Below are 17,834 nucleotides of genomic sequence, written 5' to 3'. Positions count from 1 at the left end.
CCGGGCCGTACACACGGGGATTCCACGGTTGCCCACCGTCACTTACGCATGCCCTTTGGAGCATTGATGCCTGCCCAGAACCAGTCAGCACCCGTCCGGCCGCTGTCGTTCGCGCCCCGCCCGGTCCCGCTCTCGGCGACGCTCGCGGTGAACGAGGCGATCGCCCGCAAGCGCAGGAAGGGCGAGCGCGTGCTCCCCCTCGGCTTCGGGGAGGCCGGGATCCCGATACATCCCGCCCTGGTCCGCGAGTTGGAGTCGGCCGCGGACCGGGGCGCCTACGGCCCGGTCGCCGGGTCGGCGGCGCTGCGCGCCGCCGCGGCCGGCTACTGGAGCCGGCGGGGGCTGCCCACCGACCCGGCCGCGGTCGTCGCCGGGCCCGGCAGCAAGCCGCTGCTGTTCGCCCTGCTGACCTCGCTGGGCGGCGACGTCGTGGTGGCGGCGCCGAGCTGGGTGAGCTACGCCGCGCAGGCGTCGCTGGCGGGCGCCGAGCCGATCCGCGTCGCGACCCCGCCGGGCGAGGGCGGCGTGCCGAGCCCGGCGCTGCTGGCCGACGCCGTGGTGCGGGCCCGCGCGCGGGGCCGCGAGGTCCGGGCCGTCGTGGTGACGCTGCCCGACAACCCGACCGGGACGCTGGCGTCCGAGGAGACCGTCCGGCGGCTGTGCGCGGTGGCGCGCGAGCACGACCTGGTCGTCGTCTCCGACGAGATCTACCGCGACCTGGTGCACGACCCGGCGCGGCGGGTGCCGAGCCCCGCGCTGTACGCGCCCGAGCGGACCGTGGTGACGACCGCGCTCAGCAAGAGCCTCGCGGCGGGCGGCTGGCGGCTCGGCGTCGCGCGGCTGCCGGACGGGCCGTTCGGCGGCGCGCTGCGCGACAGCCTGCTCGGGGTGGCGAGCGAGCTCTGGTCGAGCGCGCCGGCCCCCATGCAGCACGCCGCCGCCTACGCCTTCGCCGAGCCGCCCGAGCTGGTCGAGCACGTCGACCGCAGCCGGCGGCTGCACGCCGCGGTCGCGGGCGCGGTCGCCGACCGGTTCGCCGCCGCCGGGGCGCTCGTCAAGCGCCCGGAGGCCGCCTTCTACGTCTACCCCGACTTCGGGCCGCTCCGGGACGTCCTGCACGAGAACCACGGCGTCCGCACGGCCGGCGACCTCACGCACCTGCTGCTGGACCGGTACGGGGTCGGCGTCCTGCCCGGCAGCTCGTTCGGCGACGCGCCCGCGGCGCTGCGGATGCGGGTGGCGCCGAGCCTGCTCTACGGGGAGGACGACGAGCAGCGCCGCGCGGCGCTGGCGTCCCCGGCGCCGACATCCCTGCCGTGGATCGCGAGCGCCCTGGACCGCCTCGGCGAGGTGCTCGCCGATCTTTCGGTGAGCGTGACGGCCGGTGAGCCGGCGCTCACCTGACGCGAGAGAAAAGGAGGGCCGCGGGCCGCCGTAAAGGCGGTCCGCGGTCCGCCGTGTGAGGGGCCGGAAACGGACCGTCACCGCGCGGGAAACGGCGGCCGGGAACGGCCGTGTAAAGCTTCCCCGCCCGGTCCGACCGGCACGGATAAGCGTGGTGTAAGGTCCAACGACGCACGGGGCGAACGTCACTAATCGACCAGCGGCAGGGCATTGAGACGCCCGGCCGGCCTCGCCCGTGGTAAACCCAGGACGAGCGCGAAGTCACGTGAGTGATGAAAGAAGGCGAGGGGGCCCGTCATGAGGCATGCACGGGACGGGGCTGCCGCGGCGATGAGCGCCGCCTCCAGGATTCTGGTCGCGCGGGGCAAGAACGAGCCGCAGGAGATGGAGAACCCCGACGTCGCGTGGGGCCAGCGGGCCCGTGACGGGGTCTGGGTGCCGACCAGGGACGGCCAGCGCATCCACCTCGGCATCGACGCGACGGCCGCCGACACGGTCGCGCAGGTGCTGCGCCCCAGCCTGCGGGTCTTCGTCGGCGTGGACGTCGACACCGACATCGTCGCGCAGACCACCGCCGGCGGGGTGCGGCTGCTCACCGTGATCCACGGCCCCGACGCCCCCTCGGAGTTCAGGTTCGCGGTCTCCCTCGCCGACGGGCTGGCCCTGGAGTCGATGCCGTCCGGCGGCTACGACGTCGTCCACCTGCGCTACGGCGCCACCGTGGGCCGCCTCTACAACCCGTGGGCCAGCGACTCGATGTTCCGCCAGGTGAAGGCCGACTACACGCTCGAGGGCACGGCCGTCACGATGCGCATCCAGCACACCGACGCCTATTACCCCGTCGTCGCCGACCCCCACTACGAGCGCTGACCGGCCGCCCCCGGCGCGGCCGCCGGTCAGGGGCGTGACCCCTGGGTCGTCGGGTCCTCGAAGTCGAGTTCCCGGCCGATCTCGCGGAGCGTCCCGGCGCCGATCCGGCCGTCGCGGTACAGGGCGCGCAGCTTGCGGCGCTGGGCCCTGACCAGCTCGCCGCGCACCCGCCGCCCGGCGGGCGCGCCCCCGCCGCCCCCTTCGCCCGCCGCCTCGGCCGCCCGGTCCCGCCGGTCCAGGAGGTAGTGGACGCGCTCCAGCCGCAGTTCGAGCATCTGCCGGAACGCCTCGGCGGTCTGCTCGTCCACGTCGTCGTCCTCGGCCAGTTCCGCGAGCCGGGCCAGCGCCGCCTCCAGCCCTGCCTTGCGGGCGAGCATCGCCTCGGCCCGCCGGCGGTCCGGCTGCGCCAGGCCGAGGCGGCGCAGCAGGACCGGCAGCAAAGGCGCCTGCCCGACCAGCGTGACGAGGACCACCAGCGCGGCGACGATCACCAGCAGCCCGCGCTCGTCCCCCACCGCGGCGGGCAGCGACAGCGCGATCGCCAGCGAGATGGCACCGCGCATGCCGCCGAGCCCGATGACGAGGCGCTCCCGCCGGCCGAGGCCCCGTTGGCTGCGCGGCCCGCCGGGCAGCAGCCGGGCGAGCGGCCCGTTCCCGAGCTGCCACAGCACCCGGACGCCGATCACGACGGCGGACACCGCGAACGTCGCCGCCGCCACCATGCCCCAGGTCTGGCCGCCGGGCGCGCGGAGGATCTCGCGGATCTCCAGGCCGAGCAGCACGAACAGCGCCGACTCCAGCAGGAATGTCAGGATCCGCCAGAACGTCGTGCCGGCCAGCCGCGACGCCGGCTGCAGCACGCCCTCCCCGCGCGTGCCGATGTAGAACCCGGCGGTGACGGTGGCGAGCACCCCGGAGACGCCGACGTGGTCGGCGGGGATGAACGCGATGTAGGGGGTGACGAGCGAGACGATGATCTGGCTGACCGGGTCGCTGATCCAGCGGCGCACCCAGCGGACGGCGAACCCCACGGCGAAGCCGTAGGCCACGCCTCCGAGGACGATCTGGACCACCCGCACCGCGCCGTGCCCGGCGGTGAAGCCACCGCCCAGCGCCTCCACCGCCAGCATGAAGATGGTGAGCGCGGCGCCGTCGTTGATCAGGCTCTCGCCCTCCAGGATCGTGACCATCCGGGGCGGGGCGCCGAGCCGCTGCATCACCGCGGTCGCGGCCACCGGGTCGGTCGGCGACACCGCGGCGCCGAACGCCAGCGCGGCGGCCCAGCCGACGGCCGGCACGAGCGCGTGGACGGTCGCCGCCACCGCGACCGTCGTGACGGTGGTGAGCCCGAACGCCAGCGTGAAGATCGGCACGGCGTCGGCGCGGGCCTCGCGCGGCGCGGTGAAGAAGGCCGCGTGGTAGAGCAGCGGCGGCAGGAAGCCGAGCAGGACCAGCTCGGGCGGGACGACCACGCCGGGCAGCGCGGGCACGAACCCGGCGGCCATGCCGAGCAGGACCAGCAGGATCGCGTCCGGCATGCGCAGCCGCTCCGACAGCGCGCGGGCCAGCAGCACCACGGCCGCGACGGCCAGGAAGACGATGAAGAGCCGGTCCTCAGCCACGGTCGTGATCCTCACCGGATCGCGGCCGGGTACGCGCGCGGCGGCGCCGCCGGGTGGAACGTTCCGGCCGGATCGGGCCACCGGGCGCGCCCGCGCGGTGCGCCGGGGCGGACCCCTGCGGGCGCGGCCGGCGTCATAGGGTGGGGGCCACGGGCCGCGTTCCGGCCCCGGCGAGGGCGCCGGGAGCACGACCGCCCCGGTCCCCCGAGACTGGAGTCATCGTGATCTTCACTCATGACACCGAGCACGCGCTCGCCGTCGTCGTCGACCTGATCAACACCGGCGCGGCGACGTCCGGCGCCGAGGAGCTCGGCGGGCTGCCCGGCCTGCGCGCGTTCGTGGACCGCAACTCCTTCAGCGACGTGGACCAGCTCACCGAGGCCGACCTGGTCCGCGTGCTGGACCTGCGCGCGCGGTTCCACGAGGTGTTCCGCGCCGGCGGCGTCCCGGCCGCCGTCCGGCTGATCAACGAGATCGTCGGCGAGGTCCGCACCACCCCGCACCTGACCGACCACGACGGCTACGACTGGCACGTGCACTTCTTCGCGCCGGGCGCCCCGCTCGGCGAGCACCTGGCCGCCGACTGCGGCATGGCGCTGGCGTACGTCGTGGCGGCGGGCGAGCTGGACCGGCTGCGCACCTGCGAGGCGCCGGACTGCTCACGCGTGCTCGTCGACCTGTCCCGCAACCGCTGCCGCCGCTACTGCGACAGCCGCACCTGCGGCAACCGCATGCACGTCGCCGCCTACCGGGCCCGCCAGCGCGAAGCCGCGCACTGACGGCGCACGGAGCGGAGCGCCGGCGAAGCGGAGGGCGCTGTCAGTCCCCCGGGGGTCCGGAGGTCGTCCCGAGGTCGGCGACCGCGGCCAGGGCGCGGCGGGCGGCGGCGACGTCGTGGACGCGGAAGACGCGGGCGCCGAGCAGCGCGGACACCCCCAGCACGGCCATGGTGCCGACGCCGCGCCGGTCGACGGGGCGGCCGAGCGTCTCACCGATGAAGTCCTTGTTGGACACCGCGACCAGTACCGGCCATCCGGTGGCGGTCAGCTCGCCGAGCCGCCGGGTGATCTCCAGCGACTGGCGGGTGTTCTTGCCGAAGTCGTGGGCGGGGTCGATGAGGATCGCGTCGCGCGGCACCCCGAGCGCGGCGGCGCGCTCGGCCTCGGCGGTCACGTGCGCGACGACGTCGGCCACGACGTCGTCGTAGCCGACCCGGTGCGGGCGGGTGCGGGGCTCCAGGGCGCCGGCGTGCGCGCAGACCAGGCCGATGCCGTGCGCGGCGGCGACCTCGGCCAGCCGCGGGTCGGGCCCGCCCCAGGTGTCGTTGAGCAGGTCGGCGCCGGCGCGGGCGACCACCTCGCCGACCTCGGCGCGCCAGGTGTCGACGCTGATCACCACGCGGGGGTGCCGCTCGCGGACGGCGGCGACGAGGTCCACCACGCGGCGCAGCTCCTCGGCGACGCCGACGTCCTCGCCGGGCCCGGCCTTCACACCGCCGATGTCGACGATGTCGGCGCCCTCGGCGACGGCCCGGTCGACGGCCTCCAGCGCCGCGCCGAAGCCGTAGGTGGCGCCCCTGTCGAAGAACGAGTCGGGCGTGCGGTTCACCACCGCCATGATCGCGCGGGGTCCGACCTCGCGCCCGTTCAGCCGCAGCGGCGGCGCGTCCGGAGAGCTCATGATGGGTCTCACCGTGGCATACGGGCGGCCCGGCGGGCGAACCAGAAGTGAATTCGGTTCAAACGGTGCCCTCCCTCGTCATCGCCCCTCCGTGGTCGGTAATCTCATAAATCACGCTCGTTACGGGTTCCACCCGTGGTGGGCCCCACATCGGACCTATTTCAGCCATGGAGGATCCGCTGTCCAGGCGAGCACTCATCACCGGCATCACCGGACAGGACGGCTCGTATCTGGCCGAGCATCTGCTTGAGCTGGGATACGAGGTCTGGGGCCTGGTGCGGGGGCAGGCGAACCCCCATGTGTCGCGGCTGCGCAAGCACATCGGCGACGTGCAGATCACCACCGGCGACCTGCTGGATCAGGGCAGCCTGATCTCGGCGGTGGAGCGGGTGCAGCCCGACGAGGTCTACAACCTGGGCGCGATCTCCTACGTGCCGATGTCGTGGCAGCAGGCCGAGCTCACCGCCGAGGTCACCGGGATGGGCGTGCTGCGCATGCTGGAGGCCATCCGCGTGGTGTCGGGCATCAGCCCGTCCCGCACGCCGGGCCGCGAGCAGATCCGCTTCTACCAGGCGTCGTCCTCGGAGATGTTCGGGATGGTCCGGGAGACGCCGCAGAACGAGCGGACCCCGTTCCACCCGCGCAGCCCCTACGGGGTCGCGAAGAGCTACGGGCACTACATCACGCAGAACTACCGCGAGTCCTACGGGATGTTCGCGGTCAGCGGCATCCTGTTCAACCACGAGTCGCCGCGCCGCGGCGCCGAGTTCGTGACGCGGAAGGTGTCGCTGGGCGCGGCCCGCATCAAGCTGGGCCTGGCCAAGGAGCTGCGCCTCGGCAACCTGGACGCGCGGCGCGACTGGGGCTACGCGGGCGACTACGCGCGCGCGATGCGGCTGATGCTCGCGCAGGACGCCCCGGAGGACTTCGTCATCGGAACGGGCCAGACCCAGTCGGTGCGGGAGCTGGTGGAGTTCGCGTTCCGCACGGCGGGCCTCAACTGGGAGGACCACGTCGTCCTGGACGCCAAGTACACCCGTCCCGCCGAGGTCGACCTGCTGTGCGCGGACCCGAAGAAGGCCCGCGAGCAGCTCGGCTGGGAGCCGGAGGTCACGTTCGAGGGCCTGGTGACCATGATGGTCGAGTCGGACCTGCGGCTGCTGTCGCAGTCCGCGCGGCCGGAGGACGAGCCGTTCAGCCCGGACCACTGGTAAGCATCTGATGCACGCGTGGCACGATGCATATATGGCCACTTGTGAGCATGTGCAGTCCCTTCCGGCGGTGGATCCGTCCCCGAACACCCCGCAGGGGTGCCAGGAGTGCCTGGCGGAGGGCACTCGGTGGGTGCACCTGCGGCTGTGCCTCGCCTGCGGTCACGTGGGCTGCTGCGACTCCTCCCCGATGCGGCACGCGACCGCGCACTTCCACAAGGAGGGGCACCCGATCGTCCGGTCGTTCGAGCCGGGCGAGGACTGGCGCTGGTGCTTCGCCGATGAACTGATCGTCTGATGCCGGACGTCCCCCTGCGCAGCGGGCCGGGACGGTGGATCCTGCTCGCGACCGTGCTGGGGTCGGGCATCGCGCTGCTGGACTCCACGGTCGTGAACGTCGCGCTGCCCGCGCTGGCGCGCGACCTGCACGCCGACATCGCCGGGCTGCAGTGGACGGTGAACGCCTACACGCTGACCCTCGCCGGCTTCATCCTGCTCGGCGGGTCGCTGGGCGACCGGTTCGGGCGGCGCCGGGTCTTCCTCATCGGCGTGGTGTGGTTCGCGATCGCCTCCGTGCTGTGCGGGCTGGCGCCGAACATCGAGATGCTGATCCTCTCGCGGGCGCTGCAGGGCGTCGGCGGGGCGCTGCTCACCCCGGGCTCGCTGGCGATCATCCAGGCGTCGTTCGCCGCCGACGACCGGCCCCGCGCGGTCGGCGCCTGGTCCGGGCTCGGCGGCGTCGCGAGCGCGATCGGGCCGTTCGCGGGCGGCTGGCTGGTCGAGGCGGCGGGCTGGCGGTGGGTGTTCCTGCTGAACGTGCCGCTGTCCGCCGTGGTGGTGCTGGTGGCGGTGCGGCACGTCCCGGAGAGCGTCGACCCGGACGCGCACGGCCGCTTCGACGTGCTCGGCGCCGTGCTGGCGGCGCTCGCGCTGGCCGGGACGACGTACGCGCTCACCGAGGCGCCCGGCGGGAACGCCGCGCCGCCGGTGATCGGCACCGCCGCCGTCCTCGGCATCGCGGCCGCGGCGGCGTTCGTGCTGGTCGAGCGGATGCGCGGCAAGGGGCGGCACCTGCCCGGCGCGCGGTGGGGACGGGCGGCGCCGCAGCCGATGCTGCCGCTCGGCGTGTTCTCCTCCCGGCAGTTCTCCGCCGTCAACGTCGTCACGTTCCTCATGTACGGCGGGATGGGCGTGATGTTCTTCCTCGTCGTCGTGAACCTCCAGGTGGTCTCCGGGTTCTCGCCGATCGCGGCGGGCACGGCGCTGCTGCCGGTGACCCTGCTGATGCTGCTGCTGTCGGCGCGGGCGGGCGCGGTCGCCCAGAAGATCGGCCCGCGGCTGCCGATGACCGCGGGGCTGGTGGTCGCCGCGGTCGGCATGCTGCTCGTCGGGCGGCTCGGCGAGGGCACCTCCTACGTCCGGGACGTGCTGCCCGCCGTGGTGGTGTTCGGGCTGGGGCTGTCGGCGGTGGTCGCGCCGCTCACCGCCACCGTCCTCGCCACCGCCGACGTCCGGCACGCCGGGGTGGCCAGCGGCGTCAACAACGCGGTGGCGCGGGCCGCCGGGCTGCTGACGGTCGCGGCGATCCCGCCGCTGGCGGGGCTGACCGGCGACGCCTACAACAACCCGGCGGACTTCTCCCACGGGTTCCAGATCGCGATGGCGGCGAGCGCCGTGCTCCTCGTCGCCGGCGCCGTGCTCAGCTTCTTCACCATCGGGAACGACGCGCTGCGCACCCCGGCCGGGGCGGCGGTGGAACCGGAGTGCAGGCGCCACTGCTCGGTCGCCGCCCCGCAGCTGCAGCCGGAGCCGGACACCGTCCCGGCCGCGGAGGCCGGCGGCCCGCCGGGCACGCGGAGCTGACCGGCGGGCGATTCCCCGGGCCGATTCCGGCATGTCCGGGACCGGAGCTGTTCGTTGGCATACGGTCGGCACATGAATCTGCGGCAGCTGCGCTATGTCGTGGCGACCGCCGACCACGGCACGATGACGTCGGCGGCCCAGGCTCTCTACGTGGCCCAGCCCGCGCTGTCGCGGGCGGTCCGCGAACTGGAGCGCGAACTCGGCGTGGAGCTGTTCGCCCGCTCCGGCCGCGGCGTGGTCCTCACCCCCGAGGGCGAGCAGGTCGTCCGGCAGGCCCGCATCGCGCTCGGCGCCGTCGAGGCGATCGAGGGGCTGTCGGTCGCCCGGGCCAACGGGCGCGGCACGGAGCTGCGCATCGCGGTCACCGCGTCGCTGGAGCCGGAGCTGACCGGCCGGCTCGTGCCCGGCTTCGCCCGCCGCCAGCCGGCCGTCCGGGTCCGGGTGGTGCGCTGCGCGGACCGCGACGCCGTCGCGGCGGCGCTGCGCGCGGGCCGCGCCGACCTCGGGCTCACCGACCTGCCCGTGCCCGGCGACCTGTCGGCGCACCCGTTCGAGCAGCGCGAGGTGGTGCTGGTCTCGCCGCCCGGGCTGCGGGTCCGCGAGCCGGTGCCGCCGGCCGCGCTGGACGGCATGCGGCTCGTGCTGCCCGCCGCCGGCGGCCCCCGCCGCGCCGAGATCGACGCGGTGCTGCGCCGCGCCGGCGCGACCCCGGTCGCCGCGGTCGAGTCCGACGAGCGGGGCGCGTGGCTCGGCTGGGTCCGCGCCGGGATGGGCTCCCTGCTCTGGTACCGCAACCAGCTCGACGACACCGAGGGGGTGGCGGTCCGCTCGTTCATGCCGCCGATCACCCGCATGATCGGGCTCGTCCACGCGCACCGCCGGCTGCCGCCCACCGCGCGCGACTTCCTCGCCTTCGCCAAGGAGACCGGCCGCGACGCGCACCGCTGACCGGCGGCGGCGTCCCCGGCCGAGTGGGGGACGCCGGACATGCCATGATCTGGCGGGTGGAGACGACGCACGCACTCTGGCTGCTGGCCATCCCGGTCGGGGCCCTGGCGGTGGCCGCCGGGGCGCGGCGCGCCGGGCTGCCCGCCCCGCTGATCCTGGTGATCGCGGGCCTGGGGTTCTCGTTCGTCCCCGGGGTCCCCGAGTTCCAGCTCGACCCGGAGTTCGTGCTGTACGTGTTCCTGCCGCCGCTGCTGTTCGCGGCGGCCTGGCAGAGCTCCTTCAGCAACCTGCGCGACAACGTCTGGTCGATCGGGCTGCTGTCGGTGGGCCTGGTGCTGTTCACCGTGTTCGCCGTGGGCTACGCGGCGCACCTGCTCGTCCCCGGGCTGCCGCTCCCGGCGGCGTTCGTGCTCGGCGCGATCGTGGCGCCGCCGGACGCGGTCGCGGCGGTGAGCGTCGCGCAGCGCCTCGGCCTGCCCCGCCGGACGACGACGGTGCTGGTCGGCGAGAGCCTGTTCAACGACGCGACGGCGCTGACGGCGTTCCGGGTGGCGCTGATCGCGGCGACCGGCGCCGGGTTCACGCTGATGGAGGGCGTCGGGCGGTTCCTGTTCGCGGCGGCCGTCGGCGCGGCGATCGGGCTGCTGCTCGGGCCGCCGCTGCACTGGCTGCGGACCCGGCTGAAGGACCCGCTCGTGGAGAACGGCATCGCGCTCGTGGCGCCGTTCGCCGCCTACCTGCTCGCCGAGACCGTGCACGCCTCCGGGGTGATCGCGGTGGTCGTCAGCGGCCTGTACCTCGGCCACCGGGCCACCGAGTCGGCGGCGGTGACCCGGCTGATCGGCCACTCGTTCTGGAAGGTCATGGTCTTCCTGCTGGAGTCGGTGGTCTTCCTGCTCATCGGGCTGCAGCTGCCGCCGGTCGTGCACGGCCTGTCGGACCGGAGCTGGCAGCAGCTGGCCTGGTGGGCGGTCGCGGTCTTCGCGGTCACCGTCGCGGCCCGCTTCGTGTGGGTGTTCCCCGCCTCCCGGCTCCCCCGGCTGCTGTCGCGGCGGGAGCGGGAGAGCGAGGACCTGGGCTGGCGCGGCCTCACGGTGGTGTCGTGGGCCGGGATGCGCGGGGTGGTGTCGCTCGCGGCGGCGTTCGCGATCCCGTTCACCGCGTCCGGCGAGCCGTTCCCGGGCCGCGACCTGATCCTGTTCCTGACGTTCACGACCGTCCTCGGGACGCTGCTCGTGCAGGGGCTCACGTTCCCGGCGCTCATCCGCGTGCTGCGCATCGGCGGGGACCGCGAGCGCTACACCGACACCGTCGCGGAGGCCGGGGCCCAACACGCGGCGGCGCGGGCGGCGCTGGAGCGGCTGGAGGAGCTGAACACCGCCGAGGCGCTGGACGCGGCGGTGGTGGAGCGGCTCCGGCAGCTCGCCGAGCACCGGCAGCTGCGCGCCTGGGAGCGGCTCGGCGGCGGGACGGGCCCGGCGGGCGAGGAGGTGCCGACGGCGACCTACCGGCGGCTGCGGCGGGAGATGCTGGCGGCCGAGCGCGAGGTGTTCGTCCGGATGCGGGACGAGCGGCGCATCGACGACGCGGTGCTGACCCGCGTCATGCACGAGCTCGACCTGGAGGAGGTCGCGCTCGACCGCGACTGAGCGGCCGGCGCGGGGCCGTCGCCCCGGCCGCGGCGGGCACCGCGGCCGGGGCTCCGGTCAGGACGACCCGTTGAGGGGCTGCTCGGGCAGCTCGACGGCGTAGGACTCCTTCACCACGTCCAGGTGGTGCCAGGACTCCCGCACCGTCGCGCCGGGCACCGAGCGGACGGCGTCGAGCACGGCCACCAGCTCGCGGCGGGACGCCGCCTCGGCCTGCCCGACGATGTCGTACCGGCCGAAGCCGGTCGCCAGGTAGCGGACGCCGTCCTGGGCGGCGACCGCGTCCGCGACCTTCCGCAGCCCGCCGCTCACCACCAGGCCGAAGCCGCCGAGCTCGGCGGCGCCGAGGGCGAGCGGGTCGGCCAGCCCGGTGACCTGGATGACGCCGGTGCGCATGAGCCGGACCACCCGGGCCCGGGTGGCGGCCTGCGACAGCCCTATGACGTGCGCGAGCCGGGTGTAGGGGGCCCGCCCGTCCCGCTGCAGCTCGTGCAGGAGCCGCCAGTCGATGTCGTCGAGGGTGACCTCGCCGAGCTCGCGCACCACCGAGTGCTTGTCGCGCACGGTGGACACCGACCGGAACACCTCCGCCGCGCGCACCCCGGGGAGGGACCGGATGTGGTCCACCTCGGCCGCGAGCGCGGCGTCGTCGCGCGTCCGCACCTGGGCGACCGCGTCGTACGGTCCGGCGGTCAGCGCGGCGAAGCAGACGGCGGGCCGCTCGGCGACGGCCTCGGCCACCTCCCGGGCGGAGCCGTCCACGGTGACCGAGACGTGCCCGATCGCCTCCGCGCCGACCACGGCCGCGTGCACGATGCCCACGACGCGGACGACCTGCGTTTCGAGAAGGTGCTGCACCCGTGCCCGCACGGCCGTGCGGGAAAGCCCGACGCGATCGGCGAGCGCCTGGAACGTCGCCCTGCCATCCCGCTGGAGCTCGCGGACGAGCACGGCGTCGACCGCATCCAGCACGGCTCTCCTCCTCGACGTGTCATGAATCGGTTTGTCGGCAACTGCAAGATCATTCCATTTCAGGACGGTAGGACGTCAAATATTGATCTTGCCCGTGTTCGCCATGCCCGGCGGCCGTCGAAGCGTCGGCGACCGGATCGGCACGGCGACGTTTCCGGCGCCGTGAAAACCGGTACGGCAGCGCAACGCTGCCGGACGGGGGCACGGCGGGCCCGGACCGGGCGGGGGGCGCGCGGGGTGGTGCCGGTCACTCCGGAAGACGGCCGCGCGGGCGGCGGGACGGGCGGCGGGGCGGGGCCGGCACGCCGGGGACGGGGCGGCGCGCGGCCGCGGTCGGCGGCGCGGGCGGGCCGGTTCGCGGCGCGGGCGGGCATGGCCGACCGGGCCCAAGTGCGTGACCTGCATGCGCTTCTCCCGGGGGTTCTGCCGTCACGCCCAATTACGGCGGGTCCGCCGCCGTCCGCGTGAGACACATGTAAAAAAAGTGCATCGTGGGCGCAGTTACGTCAAGAGGTAACTTTACAGAGAGCCAAGCCCCACGTTGCACCGTTTTCCACCGGGTCAGGCGTTTCACTTTCGTCCTGCCTGGAAGAGCCCGGGGACATCGCCGCGGAGCGGCCGGTCGCACCCCGGGGACACACAGTCATCACCCCTGGGCACGGGGCCGCGGCGGCCCCGCGGCACCGCGTGGCGGGACCATCGCCGGGTATGGCGGAGAATGTACGGTGGCCCAGCCACCCCGGATCCGCGATTGGTGTGTGTAGTACAGCCGTGCACCTGCTGAACGGTGAGCGTTCCGCTCACGACCTGACCTACAACGACGTCTTCATGGTCCCGCGCCGCTCTGCGGTCGGTTCCCGCCTGGAGGTCGACCTGTCGACCTCCGACGGCAGCGGCACGACGATCCCGCTCGTGGTGGCGAACATGACGGCCGTGTCCGGCCGCCGGATGGCCGAGACCGTCGCCCGGCGCGGCGCGCTCGCCGTGCTCCCGCAGGACATCCCGGCCGACGTCGTCGCCGAGGTGATCGGCTGGGTCAAGGGGCGCGACCTGGTCGTGGACACCCCGATCCGGCTGGACCCGGGCAGCACCGCCGGGGACGCGCTCGCGCTCCTGCACAAGCGGGCGCACAACGCCGTGATCGTGGTCGAGGACGACCGCCCCGTCGGCGTGGTCACCGAGGCCGACTGCCAGGGCGTCGACCGGTTCGCGCAGCTGCGCGACATCATGTCCCGCGACCTGGTGACGCTGCCGGCCGGCGCGGACCCGCGCGAGGCGTTCGACCGGCTGCACGAGCGCGGCCACCGGCTCGCCCCGGTCGTCGACGCCGGCGGGCGGCTCACCGGCGTCCTCACCCGGACCGGCGCGCTGCGCGCCACCCTCTACCGGCCCGCCGTGGACGCCGCCGGCCGGCTCCGCATCGCCGCCGCGGTCGGCGTGAACGGCGACGTCGCGGGCAAGGCCAAAGCGCTGCTGGAGGCGGGTGCCGACCTGCTGGTCGTCGACACCGCGCACGGGCACCAGGAGAAGATGCTGAGCGCGCTGGCCGCCGTCCGCGGCCTCGACCCGGCCGTCCCGGTCGTGGCGGGCAACGTGGTGACCGCCGAGGGCACCCGCGACCTGATCGAGGCGGGAGCCGACATCGTGAAGGTCGGCGTGGGCCCCGGCGCGATGTGCACGACCCGGATGATGACCGGCGTCGGCCGCCCCCAGTTCTCCGCCGTGCTGGAGTGCGCCGCCGAGGCGCGCCGCCTCAGCCGGCACGTGTGGGCGGACGGCGGAGTCCGGCACCCGCGCGACGTGGCCCTGGCGCTCGCCGCCGGCGCCGCGAACGTGATGGTGGGGTCCTGGTTCGCCGGCACCTACGAGTCGCCCGGCGACCTGCAGCGCACCGCCGACGGCCGGCTCTACAAGGAGAGCTTCGGCATGGCGTCCGCGCGGGCGGTGCGGCTGCGCACCGCCGAGGACTCCCCCTTCGACCGGGCCCGCAAGGCCCTGTTCGAAGAGGGGATCTCCACCTCGCGGATGTTCCTGGACCCGCGCCGCCCCGGCGTGGAGGACCTGATCGACCAGATCGTGGCGGGGCTGCGCAGCTCGTGCACCTACGCGGGCGCGCGCACGCTGGAGGAGTTCCACGAGCGGGCCACGGTCGGGATCCAGAACCCGTCCGGGTTCGCCGAGGGGATGCCGCTGTCCACGAGCTGGTAAAGCATCCGGAGAGTCGATGATCCGCGCCGGGCTCCCCAAAACGGGGTCCGATTCTCTATCCTGATCAACAGCTGCACCAGAGGCAACACCCGCTCGCATTCGGTCGACTCCCACGCAACCTTTGCCCGGTTCCGCGCGTCCATCATGTGAGCCGGGGCTTAAATCACCGTGGGTGGGAATCGGAGCGTACATGGGTCGGTCGTCGAGTCGGCACGCTCGGGACGGGGGCGGGGACGGTCCCTCCGGCGGGGGGCGGGGTCTCTCCCGCGCTCTCGCGCTGACCCTCGCGTCCGCCCTGGTCTGGGGTGTCGCCCACGTCGTCACCGGCCGCAGGATCGCCGGCTCGCTGCTGCTCGCCCTGTGGGCGGCGATCGCCGCCGCGCTGGCCGCGGCCGCCACCGTGTACCGGTCCGACCTGCTGCACCTGGCCGTCCAGCCGGACGTGGTGCAGCGGGTGGCGGCCGCGCTCGTCGCGTTCGGCGTGCTGTGGATCCTGGTCGTGATCCGCTCGTACCAGATCCTGCGGCCGCTGGGCATGTCGATCAGCGCGAAGACGCTCGGCGCCGCGTCCGTCGCGGTGATGTGCTTCGCCGTCGGCGTCCCGGTGGCGTGGTCGGCGCACAGCACCTACGTCTACCGGGACGCGCTGACCAGCATCTTCCGCACCGGCAGCGAGAACGGTAAAAAGGTCGACACCGAGGACCCGTTCAACGGGCAGGCCCGCGTCAACATCCTGCTGCTCGGCGGCGACGCCGCCGCCGACCGCACCGGCGTGCGCACCGACAGCATGACGCTCGCCAGCGTGGACACCGAGACCGGCGACACGGTGCTGCTGAGCCTGCCCCGCAACCTGGAGCGCTTCCAGATGCCGCCCGGCCCGGCCCGGGACCGGTTCCCCTACGGCTTCACCGGCGACGGCCCGCTGAACCCGGGGCTGCTGAACGAGGTGTACGAGTACGCCGAGCAGCACCCGGACGTGGTGCCCGGCGTCCCGAAGAACCACCGCGGGCCCGAGCTGCTGAAGGCCACGATCGCGGGCATCCTCGGGCTGCGCGTCGACTACTACATCCTCGTCGACATGTTCGGCTTCGCCGACATCGTCGACGCCATGGGCGGCGTCCGGCTCAAGATCACCGAGCCGATCCCGTACGGGCAGCAGGGCGCGGTCCTGCAGCCCGGCTACCGCAAGCTGGGCGGCAAGGAGGCCCTCTGGTACGGGCGCTCCCGCACCAACAGCAGCGACTACGTCCGGATGGGCCGGCAGAAGTGCCTGATGCGCGCGATCGCCGAGCAGGCCGACCCGCAGACCGTGCTGACCAGCTTCGACAAGCTCGCCGCCGCCGCCAAGCGCACCCTCGCCACCGACATCCCGCAGGAGCTGCTGCCCGCGCTGGTGAAGCTGTCCAACAAGGTCAAGGACGGCGCCGGGATCCGCAGCCTGCAGTTCGTGCCGCCGCTGATCTACACCGGCAACCCCGACTTCAAGCTGATCCGCAAGCTGGCGTCCGAGGCCGTCAACAGCGACCCGCGCGCGGTGAGCGCGAGCGGCTCCCCGAGCGCCTCGCCGAGCGGGCCGGAAAGCCCCTCGTCGGGTTCGCCGGGCACGTCGTCCTCCCCCAAGCCCGACACCAAGCCGGTCTCGCTGGAGGACAGCTGCCCGTGACCGACCGCGCCCGCGCGGGTGGATCATAGAGGGAGACGACCTCGGCGAAAGGGCGGGTGAGGGTGCCTCTGATCCAGGGCTGCGACGCCTTCCAGGTGGCGATGCCGCGCGGGCGGCGGCCGGAGAGCGTGCTGGTCCGCCTCGCCGGCGGCGACGCGGTCGGCTGGGGCGAGATGGCCGTGCCCGGCGGCGCCGCGGGCGCGGACGCCGCGTGGGCGGACATCGAGACGCGGATGGCCCCGGCCCTCATCGGGCTCGACTGGGACCGGCCCGAGGACGTGTCCGCCGCCGCCGACCTCGGCGCCAGCGAGGCCGCCGCGGCCGTGGACACCGCCTGCTGGGACCTGTGGTGCCGGACGCGGGGCCTGCCGCTCGCGCACGCGCTCGGCGGCACCCGCACGTCCATCGTGACGGGCGCGCGGATCTCCCCGGAGCCGGCGCTCGACACGGTCTCGGCCCGCGTCAACAAGGCGGTCGGCGCGGGCCACACCCGCGTCACGCTGGACATCCGCCCCGGCTGGGACATCGAGCCCGTCCGGGTGATCCGGCAGGCGTACCCGGCGCTGGCCCTCGTCGCCGACGCGGGGCACGCCTACACCGAGTCGCCCGAGCACCTGGCGGTGCTGGAGGCGCTGGACGCCTACGGCCTGGCGGCGGTGGAGCGCCCGTTCCCGGCCGGCGACCTGGCCGCGCACGCCCGGCTGCAGCTGCGGCTCCGCACCGCGGTCGCGCCGGCGGTCGGCGACCTGGAGACCCTCGACGCGGCGCTGACGGCGGAGGCGGGCCGGGCGCTGCACCTGCGGCTGGACCGGCTCGGCGGGCTGACCGCCGCGCGCAGCGCCCACGACCTGGCGTACGCGGCGGGCTGGGACGTGTGGTGCAGCGGCACCGGCGCCTTCGGGATCGGGCAGGCCGCGGCGGTGGCGCTGGCCGCCCTGCCGGGCTGCACGCTGCCGAGCGACGTGTCGGACCCGGCGGGCGGGCCGGTGTTCGTGACGCCGCCCGTCCGCTCGTCCGGCGGCGTCGTCGGCGTCCCGCTCACGCAGCCGGGCCTCGGCCACGAGATCGACGAGGCGCGCATCGAGCGGCTGGCGACGCGCCGCATGCGCCTGACGGCGTGACCGGCACGGCCGCCGACGCGGCGCCCGCCGCGGTCTGGGTGGTGGCGGGCGCGCCGGGCGCCGGCAAGACGACCGTGGCGGAACTGCTGCTGCGGCGCCTGCGGCCGGTGCCCGCACTGCTCGACAAGGACACGATGTACGGGCCGTTCGTGGCGGCCGTCCTCGCGGCGGCCTCCCGCGACCCCGGCGAGCGGGAGGGCCCCTGGTACGACGAGCACGTCAAGAAGCACGAGTACGCGGGCATGACCGCCACGGCCCGGGAGATCCGCTCGCACGGGTGCCCGGTGCTGCTGAGCGGGCCGTTCACCGGGCAGATCCGGGACGCGGCCCGGTGGGCGGAGTGGGTCGCGGCGCTGGGCGGGGCGCCCGTCCGGCTGGTGTGGATCCGGTCGGACGCGCGGACGCTCCGCCACCGGCTGGAGGCGCGCGGCTCGTCCCGCGACACCGCCAAGCTGGCCGCGTTCGAGGCGTTCACGGCGCGGATGCGCCCGGCGGAGCCGCCGCCGGTGCCGCACGTCGCGGTGGACAACCGCCTCGGCGCCCCGGTGCCGCTGGAAGCCCAGCTGGACGCGCTGCTCGGCTGAGCGTCCGGCGGGCGGGGGAATGCGACTGGCGGAGGCCGC

15 protein-coding genes are annotated in these 17,834 nt (G+C 74.7%); 12 read left to right on the top strand and 3 right to left on the bottom strand.

Annotation, left to right across the window (positions count from 1 at the left end):
* Positions 1-66 precede the first annotated feature (66 nt).
* Both ACGFI1_RS33620 and ACGFI1_RS33615 read left to right on the top strand, forming a co-directional pair.
* On the top strand, positions 67-1,404 hold the full coding sequence (locus tag ACGFI1_RS33620; RefSeq protein WP_386866704.1) for a pyridoxal phosphate-dependent aminotransferase: 1,338 nt from the start codon (positions 67-69) through the stop codon (positions 1,402-1,404).
* A gap of 297 nt (positions 1,405-1,701) precedes the next feature.
* The gene (locus ACGFI1_RS33615; protein ID WP_138637468.1) at positions 1,702-2,274 is read left to right on the top strand and encodes a hypothetical protein; all 573 of its coding nucleotides are present in this window, start codon (positions 1,702-1,704) and stop codon (positions 2,272-2,274) included.
* A 26-nt stretch (positions 2,275-2,300) separates the two neighbouring features.
* Here ACGFI1_RS33615 and ACGFI1_RS33610 read toward each other — a convergent pair whose 3' ends face one another.
* Positions 2,301-3,896, bottom strand: coding sequence for a Na+/H+ antiporter (locus ACGFI1_RS33610; RefSeq protein ID WP_392791211.1), 1,596 nt, complete (start codon positions 3,894-3,896; stop codon positions 2,301-2,303).
* A gap of 221 nt (positions 3,897-4,117) precedes the next feature.
* Here ACGFI1_RS33610 and ACGFI1_RS33605 point away from each other — a divergent pair, with 221 nt between their 5' ends.
* Positions 4,118-4,675 carry a CGNR zinc finger domain-containing protein gene (locus tag ACGFI1_RS33605; protein ID WP_138637470.1) on the top strand — a complete coding sequence of 186 codons (558 nt, stop codon included), beginning with the start codon at positions 4,118-4,120 and terminating at the stop codon, positions 4,673-4,675.
* Between the two features lie 40 nt (positions 4,676-4,715).
* Here the strand turns inward: ACGFI1_RS33605 and folP are convergent, their stop codons facing one another.
* Positions 4,716-5,576, bottom strand: a complete 861-nt coding sequence (folP, locus tag ACGFI1_RS33600) for a dihydropteroate synthase (protein ID WP_138637471.1) — start codon at positions 5,574-5,576, stop codon at positions 4,716-4,718.
* A 179-nt stretch (positions 5,577-5,755) separates the two neighbouring features.
* Here folP and ACGFI1_RS33595 point away from each other — a divergent pair, with 179 nt between their 5' ends.
* The 5 genes from ACGFI1_RS33595 to ACGFI1_RS33575 all read left to right on the top strand — a co-directional run bounded on the left by ACGFI1_RS33595 (position 5,756) and on the right by ACGFI1_RS33575 (position 11,247).
* Positions 5,756-6,790 (top strand): GDP-mannose 4,6-dehydratase, encoded by a 1,035-nt coding sequence (locus ACGFI1_RS33595; protein ID WP_138637479.1) that lies wholly within the window; start codon positions 5,756-5,758, stop codon positions 6,788-6,790.
* Between the two features lie 67 nt (positions 6,791-6,857).
* A complete protein-coding gene (locus ACGFI1_RS33590) occupies positions 6,858-7,085 on the top strand; it encodes a UBP-type zinc finger domain-containing protein (RefSeq protein ID WP_240807757.1) in 228 nt (75 codons plus the stop codon).
* On the top strand, positions 7,085-8,650 hold the full coding sequence (locus tag ACGFI1_RS33585) for an MFS transporter (protein WP_392791208.1): 1,566 nt from the start codon (positions 7,085-7,087) through the stop codon (positions 8,648-8,650). Before ACGFI1_RS33590 ends, ACGFI1_RS33585 begins: the two co-directional genes overlap by 1 nt.
* 72 nt (positions 8,651-8,722) lie before the next feature.
* Positions 8,723-9,598, top strand: coding sequence for a LysR family transcriptional regulator (locus ACGFI1_RS33580; RefSeq protein ID WP_386866712.1), 876 nt, complete (start codon positions 8,723-8,725; stop codon positions 9,596-9,598).
* A gap of 56 nt (positions 9,599-9,654) precedes the next feature.
* On the top strand, positions 9,655-11,247 hold the full coding sequence (locus ACGFI1_RS33575; protein WP_386866714.1) for a Na+/H+ antiporter: 1,593 nt from the start codon (positions 9,655-9,657) through the stop codon (positions 11,245-11,247).
* A gap of 57 nt (positions 11,248-11,304) precedes the next feature.
* Here ACGFI1_RS33575 and ACGFI1_RS33570 read toward each other — a convergent pair whose 3' ends face one another.
* On the bottom strand, positions 11,305-12,219 hold the full coding sequence (locus ACGFI1_RS33570) for an Lrp/AsnC family transcriptional regulator (RefSeq protein WP_138637476.1): 915 nt from the start codon (positions 12,217-12,219) through the stop codon (positions 11,305-11,307).
* 771 nt (positions 12,220-12,990) lie between these two features.
* Between ACGFI1_RS33570 and ACGFI1_RS33565 the strand changes: the two genes are divergently transcribed.
* From ACGFI1_RS33565 to ACGFI1_RS33550, 4 genes are all read left to right on the top strand, one after another.
* Positions 12,991-14,427, top strand: coding sequence for a GuaB1 family IMP dehydrogenase-related protein (locus tag ACGFI1_RS33565; protein ID WP_392791204.1), 1,437 nt, complete (start codon positions 12,991-12,993; stop codon positions 14,425-14,427).
* Positions 14,428-14,617: 190 nt separating this feature from the next.
* Positions 14,618-16,090 carry an LCP family protein gene (locus tag ACGFI1_RS33560; RefSeq protein ID WP_386866718.1) on the top strand — a complete coding sequence of 491 codons (1,473 nt, stop codon included), beginning with the start codon at positions 14,618-14,620 and terminating at the stop codon, positions 16,088-16,090.
* 62 nt (positions 16,091-16,152) lie between these two features.
* Complete coding sequence (locus tag ACGFI1_RS33555) at positions 16,153-17,211, top strand: enolase C-terminal domain-like protein (RefSeq protein WP_392791202.1); 1,059 nt, start codon at positions 16,153-16,155, stop codon at positions 17,209-17,211.
* Positions 17,208-17,795, top strand: a complete 588-nt coding sequence (locus ACGFI1_RS33550) for an AAA family ATPase (RefSeq protein ID WP_301177797.1) — start codon at positions 17,208-17,210, stop codon at positions 17,793-17,795. The genes ACGFI1_RS33555 and ACGFI1_RS33550 overlap by 4 nt, the downstream gene beginning before the upstream one ends.
* Positions 17,796-17,834: the final 39 nt, after the last annotated feature.

This window comes from Actinomadura geliboluensis, assembly GCF_043197915.1.
Taxonomy (GTDB): Bacteria; Actinomycetota; Actinomycetes; order Streptosporangiales; family Streptosporangiaceae; genus Spirillospora; species Spirillospora geliboluensis.
The sequence above is the reverse complement of the archived record's forward strand: the minus strand, read 5'-3'. Positions and strand labels throughout refer to the sequence as shown.